The sequence below is a fragment of the Streptomyces siamensis genome (assembly GCF_039543605.1).
GTDB lineage: Bacteria > Actinomycetota > Actinomycetes > Streptomycetales > Streptomycetaceae > Streptomyces > Streptomyces siamensis.
The window spans coordinates 1-11,506 of the sequence record NZ_BAABKB010000035.1; the positions used below are offsets into that span (position 1 = coordinate 1).

The 11,506-nt window shown below is 71.6% G+C and carries 7 protein-coding genes; all 7 read left to right on the forward strand.

What is annotated here, in order from left to right; translation table 11 throughout:
* Window positions 1-912: 912 nt before the first annotated feature.
* Window positions 913-2,115: an epoxide hydrolase family protein gene (locus ABEB03_RS35800; protein ID WP_345657065.1), complete on the forward strand. Its 1,203-nt coding sequence runs from the start codon at window positions 913-915 to the stop codon at window positions 2,113-2,115.
* An 884-nt stretch (window positions 2,116-2,999) separates the two neighbouring features.
* On the forward strand, window positions 3,000-3,521 hold the full coding sequence (locus ABEB03_RS35805) for a sigma factor-like helix-turn-helix DNA-binding protein (RefSeq protein WP_345657066.1): 522 nt from the start codon (window positions 3,000-3,002) through the stop codon (window positions 3,519-3,521).
* A 436-nt stretch (window positions 3,522-3,957) separates the two neighbouring features.
* Window positions 3,958-4,833: a Bax inhibitor-1/YccA family protein gene (locus ABEB03_RS35810; protein ID WP_345657067.1), complete on the forward strand. Its 876-nt coding sequence runs from the start codon at window positions 3,958-3,960 to the stop codon at window positions 4,831-4,833.
* Between the two features lie 876 nt (window positions 4,834-5,709).
* Complete coding sequence (locus ABEB03_RS45490) at window positions 5,710-6,306, forward strand: alpha/beta hydrolase fold domain-containing protein (protein ID WP_425589349.1); 597 nt, start codon at window positions 5,710-5,712, stop codon at window positions 6,304-6,306.
* A 158-nt stretch (window positions 6,307-6,464) separates the two neighbouring features.
* Window positions 6,465-9,269, forward strand: coding sequence for an ATP-binding protein (locus tag ABEB03_RS35815; protein WP_345657068.1), 2,805 nt, complete (start codon window positions 6,465-6,467; stop codon window positions 9,267-9,269).
* Between the two features lie 1,292 nt (window positions 9,270-10,561).
* Complete coding sequence (locus ABEB03_RS35825) at window positions 10,562-10,723, forward strand: hypothetical protein (RefSeq protein WP_345657069.1); 162 nt, start codon at window positions 10,562-10,564, stop codon at window positions 10,721-10,723.
* 173 nt (window positions 10,724-10,896) lie between these two features.
* Window positions 10,897-11,430, forward strand: a complete 534-nt coding sequence (locus ABEB03_RS35830) for a hypothetical protein (RefSeq protein WP_345657070.1) — start codon at window positions 10,897-10,899, stop codon at window positions 11,428-11,430.
* Window positions 11,431-11,506 lie beyond the last annotated feature (76 nt).

Consider the following 11,506-nt stretch of genomic DNA (forward strand, 5'->3'; position numbering starts at 1 on the left):
GCGTCTGTGCGCCTCGTCCAGGTCCAGGTCGCGTAGTTCACGGTCGCCGGCGCTCGCACTCGGTATGTCCGCGCGCCGCTCGGCGGCTGTGCGGCCGGACGGCCTTTCTGGCTGATGCGCGGGCCGCCCGTAGACGTATAGGTGCGCTGGTCTCGGCGGCCGGCACCCACCTGCCGGTGGGCGTCGGGGGCACCGGAGCGCACGGCTGCCGGCTCGCCTGCCACCTGCGGCAGTGCCAGGTCCCGTGTCCGAGGCGGCTGCCCTGAGGGCCGGGCCCGCAGGGCGGGCGGCGAGTCCGCCCCCATCGGCGCCCTCACCGCTGCAACAGCCGCAGCCGCGCGCCCCTGGCCCTGGCCCTGGTCGAGCTGGTCAAGCACCTGCCCCCGCTCCCGTCCCGGTGTGCAGGGCAGTGACCGGCGTGCGTGGTCGAGGTCGCCCCCTGTAATCGGCGCCGGTCGATGGCCACTTGGCCATGAGCGAGGGTCACGGAGTTTCCATCGGTCGATGGCGTCGGTGTCGAAGCAGGCGGGCCAAAGCATGGGGGGCGTCCCGGATTCCGCTCTGCTGCGTGAATTTCCTTTTGCCGACGGCACACGATGATGCGGCAACTCCCTTGCCAGTGGGTCGTCACGGCGGCCCGGGCGGGACTCGGTCACATGACTGCCATGCCGTCTGCCGGTGGTGCCGCGTCACGTTACCTAGAAGAAAATGCCACCGCCCCTGTGGAATCTAGGTCACTTTCCGGATTACCGATGTGGCGGCCCTGGCCCATCATGGAAATGCGCCGGAAGGAAGAGCGGGCTGTAGCCCGCAGCGCCGGCCGACGGGATCGACACGTCGCACATTCATCTGCGAACTCAGCGTCGAATCCTGCCTTCTTCTGCACCTAGCCGAGACATCATGGAGGCCATCATGTCCGTCACCCCTGACCGGGAAGCGATCCGCCCGTTCACGTTCGAGTTTTCCGAGGCGGAGCTCGAGGACCTGCGTGCGCGGATCGTCGCGACGCGTTTTCCCGAGAAGGAGACCGTCACCGACCAGTCGCAGGGCACCCCTTTGGCCACCCTTCAGGAACTGGCGCGGTACTGGGCCGAGGAGTACGACTGGAGCAAGGCCGAGGCGAAGCTGAAGGCGCTGCCGCACTTCATCACCGAGATCGACGGCCTGGACATCCACTTCATCCACGTCCGCTCCAAGCACGAGGACGCCCTGCCGCTGATCGTCACGCACGGCTGGCCGGGCACGGTCATCGAGCAGATGAAGCTCATCGAGCCGCTCACCAACCCGACGGCCCACGGCGGGAGCGCGTCGGACGCCTTCCACGTGGTGATCCCGTCGATGCCGGGTTACGGCTTCTCCGGCAAGCCGGCCTCGACCGGCTGGGACCCCGAGCGCATCGCCGTGGCCTGGGGCGAGCTGATGAAGCGCCTGGGCTACACCAAGTACGTGGCCCAGGGCGGCGACTGGGGTGCGCTCATCACCGAGATGATGGGTGTCCAGGAGCCCGAGGGTCTCGTCGGTATCCACACCAACCTGGCGTGCGTGTTCCCGCCCGCCATCGAGCAGGCCGTGTCGGTGGGCAACCCGCTGCCGTCCGATGTCGTTTTGGCAGGCGACGAGGAGAAGGCCGCTGTCGAGCAGCTGGACTTCTTCTACAAGCACGTCTACTACGCCCTGATGATGGCCTCCCGTCCGCAGACGCTGACCGGGCTGGCGGATTCCCCGGTCGGCCTGGCGGCCTTCCTGCTCGACCACGATGCGGCCAGCCTTGAGATGATCTCCCGGGCGTTCAACGGGGCGGACGAGGGCCTGTCGCGGGACGACGTCCTGGACAACATCACGCTCTACTGGCTGACGAACACGGGTGTGTCCGCTTCCCGTCTCTACGCCGAGAACCGGATCTCGCCGTTCTTCGCCCCGAAGGGCGTCAAGCTCCCGGTCGCCGTGAGCGTCTTCCCCGACGAGCTCTTCCAGCCCCCGAAGAGCTGGACCGAGCAGGCCTACCCGAACCTCGTCCACTACAACCGGCTCCCTGTGGGCGGCCACTTCGCGGCCTGGGAGCAGCCGGCCCTGTTCGTCGACGAGCTCCGTGCCGGTTTCCGGTCCCTTCGCTAGCAGACCGTGCCCGGCCGCGCCCGACCCTGGGCAGCGGCTCCGGCTCCACGGGGTGGCCGAGCGACTCGATCTCCGGGTCCCTCGGCCGCCCCGGGCCACGCGGCCACGCCGCATGCCACGTCCGCCCCCGACGCCGGCCGGTGCGGGCGATGCCCGACGGTGCCTCAAGACACGTGGGATGCGGGCACGTTGCGCATCCTTGCGGCCTGATGTCCGCACGGGCACGTGTGTGATCGGTGGGGGAGGGGCGGCGCGGCCCGTTGCGGCAGGACTGTCCGTACCGGCCGTGCCCGTACCGGCCGTGCCCGTACCGGCCGTGCCCGTACCGGCCGTGCCCGTACCGGCCGTGCCCGTACCGGCCGGCGGGCAGGGGCTGCGGCGNCTGCGGCGTCGGTGTGCGCGTCCGGCGCCGAGACATGCCCCCTGCCCGGCAGAGCGCCCCGGAGGGCAGTCCGCCCCGCCCGATGACTTTCCTGCCGCCGCCTGCCCGGCGGCCAGGCTTCCGGCGTCCGTCGCCCTTTCGCAGGACGCATTCTGTTTCGCCTTCTGGAGAACGCCATGCCCTCAGCAATATCTCTGACTGCCGACGCCCCGTGGCGCCCGCAGAGCGCCGGCCGCGCGAAAGGCCGCCACCGTGGGGGAGCGGCGCCCGAACGCGTGTGGGACCTCAGACGTCCCGGACAGGGCCGCCACCGCCACCTGACGGTTCACGACCCCTCACAGCTGCAGACGTGAACCGGCCCCCCTGCCCTGCCGGGCACCTCGGCCGGCAACGTCATACGGGCGAGGGCGAGGGCGAGGGCGAGGGTGAGCGCGCAGGCGGGCACCGCAGCCCGCCGACAGCCGTCACGCGTGCCGCACTCGCACGGTTCGAGCGCGAGGCCGTGCCGCTGCTGGACCGGCTGTATGCCGCTGCGAGACAGATGACATGTACCGGCGCCTGCGCGGAGGGCCTGGTCCAGCAGACGTATCGCCGTACCCTCGACGCGTTCGGGTCGCGCGCGGAGATCACCGACCTCAGGGTCTGGATGTTTCGGACCCTGGACGACAGCGCGCTTGGAGCCTGCGGCGGGCGGCAGTGCCCGCCGCGCCCGGCCCGGCCGGCGCACCGGGCCCGCGACTGCCGGCCGGCAGGGCAACGCCCGCATGCCCCGGCGTTGCTGACGCTCGGTATCCAGGCCCTTGACCGGCTGCCCGGCCATGAGGTGACGGCCGCGCTCGAGCACCTTCCGCTCGCGCTGAGGATGGTGGTGTACCTGGCGGACGCCGAAGACTTTTCCCCCGTTCAGATCGCGGAGATCCTGGGCCTGTCCCTGGACACCGTGACCGCGCACCTGCGCCAGGGACGCCTGCGTCTGGTCCGGATGCTCGCCGATGCCGCATGCCGGCGCGGCCTTTTCGACTGACCACGGTCGTGGGGCTTTTGCGAGCGAGCGGGCTGCGGGCCGAGACCGCGACGCCGTCCGCCGGCCAGGTGCACACCGACGACGCCCGGCGGAGCGTCGTATCCCGGCGCGGACGAGGCCCCGGCGGCGTACCGCCGGCCTGGCGGCATTGGCCGTGAGCGCGTGGCCGGCGGCCGCGGCCCGCCGGGCTTGGGCCGGCTCCGCATCCGCACGGCCGGTGGCCGAGAACGAGCACAGGAGCACGCCGGCCCCAGGCGGCCGGCCCACGCCCCACGCGCGCACCTCAGACACCCGGCCGTACGAGGCCGGTGAGCCGCCGCCCGTGCCGCAAGCCATCGGCGCAGGCCGTTTTGAGACATCCCGCAGACCCGGCACCCGGATCTTCAGATCCACACCGAGACCGGATTGAGGGTGCAACGACAGAGGAAAGAGTGAGATGAAGAGCAGCAATCCCGTCTTCTCGCGACGGGCGTTCCACCGCACCGGGCAGACGCCGCACGCCGATGACAGCCCGGTGGGTACCAACCCCTACGCGCAGGACACGGCCGGCCGGAGCGGGAACGCGCACGACGCGGACACCGCGCCTGATGCCCGGCCTGCTGCACAGCATCCGGGCGGTACTGCGATGACCATCGACGACGTCGTGGCCCGCACCGCAACGACACTCGCCACGGTCGTGCTCTGCGCCGTCCTTGCGTGGGTGCTGCTGCCGGTCGACGAGGCCGGCCTGAGCAGGTCGTACGGCATCGCGGTCGGAGCCGGTCTGCTGGCCTTCGGCCTCTCGCTCGCCCAGACGTTCAAGGCCAGGCCTGTCCCGGCACTGATCCTGGCGTACGCAGCGTTCGAAGGCGTCTTCCTCGGAGTCATCTCCAGCGTCACCTCCACCTGCATCGGCTCCGGCGTGGTGATCCAGACGGTGCTCGGCACGATGGCGGTCTTCGCCGGTGTGCTGATCGCGTACAGGATGCGCTGGATCCGCGTCACCCGGCGCTTCTACGGCTTCGTGACGGCCGCCGCGATCGGCTTCGTGCTGCTCAACGCCGCCAACCTGCTGTTCTCCGCGTTCGGCGGCGGTGACGGCCTGGGGCTGCGCAGCGGTGGCCTCGGCCTCGTCTTCGGCGTCGTCGGCATCCTCCTCGGCGCGTGTTTCTTGGCCTTGGACTTCAAGCAGGTCGAGGACGGCATCGCCCACGGCGCCCCACGCGAGGAGTCCTGGCTGGCGGCCTTCGGCCTCACCCTGACCCTGGTGTGGATCTACGTGGAGGCGTTGCAGCTGTTCTCCGTCCTGAACGGCAGCGACAGGTCCGCCTGAGCTGCTGCTGCCGCATCGCCCGGCCCGGCCCCTGTCCGGCCGCCGGCGGTCATCGGCCGTTGCAGGGGCAGTTGCGGCCACGGGGCGTGGGCCGGCCCGCGCAGGTGCAGGCCGATGCCCCTGGGCCCGGTGCTGTGCCGCACGGGTCCGGAGCGCGCCCCCCCGGGGAGACCGGCCGGCTCCGCACGGGGGCGGCCGCAGTGGCCGGGTCACCGGCTGCCGAGGCTCCCGAGGGGTCGGATGGGCCATCCGCCGGCGGCCGCATGAGCGATGTGCGGGCGCTCTGGGGGCAGTTGTCGTGCCGGCCGTCCCGCGCTGCGCGGCGGCGGCCGGCCTGTTGACGTTCAACGGGCGTTCGCTGCCGGGATTCGGGTGCCTCGCGTGGTGCCCTGACCGGCCAGGGAATGTGCGATGCCTGATGACGTCCTGCCCCGGGGGGACCGGGTGTGGAACCGGGCTGCTCGCGAGTTCGCCGAGGCGGGCGCGCCCTCGCCGCTCCCGTTCGGTCCGGGACCGGTGCAGGCCCGCAAGGCGCGGCAGAAGGCGCAGTCCCCGGTGTTCGGCAAGCCGGAGACGGACGGCCGTTGGGCCGCGGTCTTCGGCGGACCGAAAAGCAGTGCCGCGGTGCGCATCCAGCCCCCCTCCGGGGGGAGTTGCCGGCACGCTGCCCGCCCCGTTGCACATCCACGGCGCCGGCCGGGTCTTCGCCGGTGCGCACCCGCACGACCGGCCGGTGCGTGAGCGGGCGGCGGGCGCGCACGGCGCTGGTCTTTTTCGAGTGCACGCTGTCGCCCCAAGCGCGTTGTCGCCTCGCGTCAAAGGAGTGCTGCGCGGTGGCCGGACGGCCGGCGCGCCGGGGAGCCGACCAGGGCATCGATCCCGCGCGGCCGGCCGTCGCCGGCGACTCGGCGGGCGGGCGGCAACACGGCTGCGGTCCTGGTATTGCCGGCCCAGGGACGCGGGGACGTCTCGTGCGTTCGGCGGGTGCTGTTGCGTCCCGTCACCGACGGGGGTTTCGAGGCCGGCTCCTGTCACCGGTTCGCCGGGGGCTGCGTCCTGCGCCGCGGTGTCGTGCGGTGGTTGTGGGACCGGCACACGAGCGGTGCGCGCGGATCACCTCCAGTGGGGCCGGCCGGGAGCAGTGCACCGGTCTGCCCCCGGGTGTTCGTCGTCACCGCACAGGCCGGCGTCGTGCGGGAGCGGGGCGAGGGTCTGTGCGGCGAAGGCTGCGCGCTGCGGGGGTGCCGGTCACCGCGGTTTGGTGCGGCGCAACCGTCCACGGCGTCGCCGTGCCCGACGCGCTGTCGTCCACCGGGGCGGCCCGCAGGGCGATGGCCCTCGAAGAGGCTGCCCCGGTCCGCAGCCGCCGCCGCGTCGCCGCGTCGCAGGGAGGGGGCGGCGAGTGTGCGTTCCATGGCGTCGGGCGATCGGGCGATCGGGTCATGGCGTCGGGCGATCGGGGGCTGGGCCTGAGGGGGCCGTGGGGACGCCGGCGGCGTCACAGGGCGGCGCGGGCCTGACGGCGGAGCGTGTCATCGGCCGGAGCAGCCAACGTGTATTCTCCTATTTCAATTACTGTTATGCACTAGTTCAAAATGGGGCTGGCCTGCGAACAGCGACGAGAGCGTGTAATGATCGACAGCGATTCCCGCCCACGCGGCACGGCCCACCCATTGATCGGCCGGGACCAGGACCTTGAGCGGATCCGTTACCTTCTGGGTTTCGGGACCACAGGCGGAGCCCTTTTGCTGTCGGGAGAAGCGGGCGTCGGCAAGACGGCGGTGCTGGACGCCCTCGCCGAGGCGGCCCGGGCGCAGGGAACCCAGGTCCTGCGTGCTGCCGGTGTGGAGTTCGAGGCGAACTGCAGCTACTCGGGTCTCAACCAGATCCTCTTTCCCTTCCAGGGCGCGCTCGGCGAACTGCAGGCACCCTTCCGCGATGCCCTGCGCGTCGCGCTCGGTTTCGAAAGCGGCGCACCGCCGGAACAGCTCATGGTCTCCAACGCCGTCCTGCTCCTTTTGCAGACGGTGGCGGCGGGCGACCCGCTCGTCCTGCTCATCGACGACCTGCCCTGGCTCGACCCGGCGAGCGCGGCCGTGCTGGGATTCGTCGCGCGGCGGGCCGCCGGCATCCGCCTGAGCTTCCTCGCCACGTCGCGCTCCGATGCGCACAGCCTGCACGACAGCGGTCTCCTGCCCACCTACTGGCTGCAGCCGCTGGACGAAAAGTCCGCGGACCACCTGGTCGCCGCGAGATTCCCGGACCTGGTCCCCGGCGCACGCCGGCGCCTGCTGAGCGCGGCGCACGGCAACCCACTGGCCCTGCTGGAACTGCCGTCCGCACTGCCCACGGCGCACGGCCCCCTCCACGACAGCATCCCCGCCGTGCTGCCGCTGAGCCGGCGCCTGAAGACCGTGTTCGGCTCCCGGATCACGAGCCTGCCGCAGCCCTCGCAGCGCCTTCTGCTGCTGGCCGCACTGGAAGGCGTCGGCGACCTCGGGGTCCTGCAGGCGGCCTCGCGCCAGGCGGACGACGGATACGGCCTGGACGACCTGGCACCCGCCGAGCGCGGACAACTGGTCCACATCGACGAAGGGGCACGACGGCTCACCTTCCGCCATCCGCTCATCCGCGCGGCCGTGGTGGAGGCCTCCACCAGCGGTGAACGGCGTGCGGTGCACGCGGCACTCGCCCACGTCCTGGTGGACCAGTGCGAGCGCCGGGCCTGGCACCTGGGCGAGGCGACCCTGGAACCCGACGAGACGGTGGCCGCCCTGCTGGAACACGCAGCGCGGATCACCCTGCGCCGCGGTGACGCCGTGGGCGGCATGCGCGCCCTGGTCCGCACAGCACACCTCACCCCGCCCGGCCCCGACCGCCGCCGCCGGCTCGCGGAAGCGGCCTACGTCGGCGCCGAGTCCACCGGAGCGCTGCCCAGCGCCCGAAAGCTCCTGGACGACGCCCGGCACACCGCCCCCGCTTCACAAAGCTGCCTGCACTCGGCGGCAGCCGCCGCTCTTCTCCTCCTCAACGGCGACGGCGACGTCGACACGGCCCACGGCCTGCTGGTGGCCGCCATCGACACCGGAATCCACACATACGACGCCGACGACAAGGCGATCGTGGACGTTCTCCACACGCTCGCACTGATCTGCTTCTTCGGTGCCCGGCGCGAGCTGTGGCAGCCCTACTACCGGGCACTGGAGAAACTGACCCCCAGGGCGCCCACACTCCTGTCCGCACTGGGCAAGACGTTCTCCGACCCGGCGCGCACCGGCGCCCAGGCCTCCCAGGAACTCGACGAACTCATCGCGCAACTGCCCGGGGCGACCGACTTCGTCCAGATCACGCGGACCGGCACGGCAGCCCTCTACCTCGACCGCCTCGGAGACACCCGCGAAGCGATGTGGCGCGTGGTACGCGTGGGACGCGACGGCGGACCGGCCCGCCGCTACCTGTCCGGTCTGATCCACCTCTGCCTGGACGACTATCTCACCGGCATGTGGGACGAGGCGGCACAACTGGCCGACGAAGGAGTCCAGCTGTGCGAAACACACGGCTACACCGCCTTCGTCTGGTACTTCCTCTACGTGCAGGCCATCCTGGACGCCGCACGCGGACAGGCGGACCGGGCGGACGCGACAGCCCGGCGGATCATGCACTGGGCCACGCGCCAGAGGGCGAACTGCGCCGCGCACTACGCCCACCACGCAGCGGCCGTGGCAGCCCTGGGACGCGGTGACTTCGCCGGCGCATACGAGCACGCCAGCGCCATCAGCCCGGCCGGAAGCCTCGCCTCACACGCACCGCACGCCCTGTGGGCGACGATGGACCTGGTGGAAGCCGCCGTCCGGACCGACCGGCGCACCGAGGCCGCCGCCCACGCGGCGGCGATGCGAACAGCCGGTGTGGCCGCCCTCTCCTCACGCCACGCCCTGCTGACACAGGCCTGCGCCGCCCTGGCCACCACGGACGACGACGAGGCCCTCGGCCTGTTCACGAAAGCCCTGACGACCACGGACGCCGAGCGATGGCTGTTCGACTTCGCCCGCGTCCAGCTCGCCTACGGCGAACGACTGCGACGCGTCAGGGCAACCACGGAATCCAGAGGACCGCTCAGCGCAGCACTGGCCACCTTCGAACACCTCGGAGCCCGGCCATGGGCAGAACGCGCCGAGACGGAACTGCGCGCCGCCGGCTCCGGCAGACGCCGCCCCGGCACACCGAAGGCGCGCACACTCACCCCCCAGGAACTGGAGATCGCCCGGCTCGCCGCCCGGGGACTGACCAACAAGCAGATAGCGGAACGCCTGTTCCTCTCCCACCGCACCGTCGGCGCCCACCTCTACCAGATCTACCCGAAACTGGGCATCACCTCCCGCGCCATGCTGCGCGACGCCCTGGAACACCCCGCCCCCTCGCAGAACCAGCCGTAGAGACAGGGGCCCTGCACCGCGCCGGACCCGGCACCCCGTCGCACGGTCCTGCACGGCGCCCCGGGCCGCCCGGGCGATCGGGTGTGCGCGGACGCGACGGTGCCGGCGGGTCGCCGCGCGGATGGCGGCCGGGTGCATGGGAGGGGCGGTGCGGTGTGGAGCAGGTCTGCCTCGGCGAACACCTTGGTTGCGCGAGAGCGTGCCCCTTGTGCGCGGCCGCTCGTGCCCCACATAGCCTTTTCCACATGTTAAGAGCATCACCTTTACTTGTGCACAAGGTAAATGCTAATGTCCCTTTCGTTATCTTCTGTCGCAGTCGACGTGGCGCCACCGCCCTGATCGCCGTCAGGCGCGAGTCACCCCAGGAAGTGACCCAGGGCCCCTCTGTGCAGAGTCTGTCCTCGCGCGAGACCCCGACCTCGAACACGCCTTCGCGCTCCTGCGGAGGGCCCCGATCCCCGGAGTGGTGAAATGTCCGATACTCGCTCGAGCCTCCCCGCAGCCGCCCGCAACCGATGGGTGGAGGCCGTGGCCGCCTTCGTGACCCTCTGGGCGGCCCTGGCGCTGCTGGTGGTCGGCGTCGGTGTGGCGAGGGCTGATGCCGATGTTCTCCGCGCCGCCCGCCCCAAGAGCTCCGAGACTTCCTCACTGCTTCCGTGCGCGGCGACAGAGCCCAGGCCGAACCCTGCGACGGGTGCCGTCAAGGGGTGGCCGCACCGGATCTGCGGCAGCCCGGCACAGTCCTGAGGCCCTGCGCCGCCGGCCACGGGACCCGTCCCGGCGCCCGGCCCGCCGGCCGGTGTCCCCGGGTGTGACCGGACGGCGACGGCACCCGGCTCCCGCATGTACGGCGTGCGGGGCGGCGAACGGCGCGGCAGCATGGCCGGGGGAGGTGCCCGGATGCATGTGAACCAGGCCAAGACCGTCGGGCAACCGGGCCCGGAGGCAACGCCGTTGAGGCCGCAGCGGCGACGCCGGCACGCCAGAACTCTTCGCCCGGCCGCAACCAGACCTCGCTGACCGTCGGGAGTGCGGGGGCGGCGCACCACAGCCGCTCGAGGGGTACCCGCCGGCCACCACCACGGTTGCCGAGTACGGCAGTTCGGCGATGCCGGGACCGGCGAAAGCGGCCCCGGCGACCGTGCCCTTGTCCAGGTCCAAGGAGACCGAGGGCCAGGGCGACACCCCCGACCGGCAGGCGTCCACCACGACCGGCGACCTGGATACGCAGAGCCATCCGCCGGCGAGGCTCTGCCCGGCCCCTGTCCAAGGCCGCCGCGAAGATCCCCGGTGTGGTCAGGGTCACGGACGCATACGACGCGATCCGCCGCCGGCACGTCACGGTGGCGCGGCTCGATGAGAGCGCCGGCGCACGCGAAGAACGGCACCTCGGCAAGAAGACTCGTGTCTTCCCCGGCGAGCGCATCGCGCAGGTGAACCGAGTGCGGCCGTGATGAAGTCCGGCACCGTCCGCTTCACCGGCGCCGTCACGGCGCGCGCTCGTCGACGGTGTGAAGCAGATCCCCGCACGCAACGACTGACGCCCCGCACCGCTGAGCCCGTCATGGCGAGCAGATCCGGCACCTGTGCCGGCATGTGGCTCCATTGACCGTATGAGGGGCAGTCCATGGCATACGAGATGGTCACACTCTGCCTGCCGCCGGATTCCCATCAGTACCTGTATGCCGCGATCGAGGAGGCCATGGCCCCCTTCGACCTCAACGGCGACCACGAGCCCTACCAAGGCGAATGGGACCAGTGGTGGCTTGGCCGGCCGGGGGAGGAGTTCGACGTACTGCCCGGCCACGAACACGATCCCCGCCTCGTCCGAGCGCCGCGGGACGCCAGTGGGGCATTGCGTCACTGGGCGCTTGGCCGGTGCGACGGAGGACCGCGTGGCCTGCTCGACTTCCAGGGCATGCGCATTCGCGCCGCTGACATGGCCGCGAGCCTTGACCCCTGTCGCGCCGGCCGGACTCCGTACCGACAGATACGGCCCGAGTGGGCCGTCCCCACGGACCACCTGCTCACCCTCGACGGAAGGTGGTTGTACGTCTCGGCCGTCCCTCGGTCCGGGACGAGTGATCTGGCCTTTGCCGGCAAGTACCTGGACGATCTGGCGCCCGACACCATGATGGTCCGTCTACGCGTCCACTGTTGACGGGCGGTCATGCCAGGCGGCTCATCCCGGCAGCGCACGTGGATGACGTCGTGCCGGACGGCGCGCCCTCGCCTTC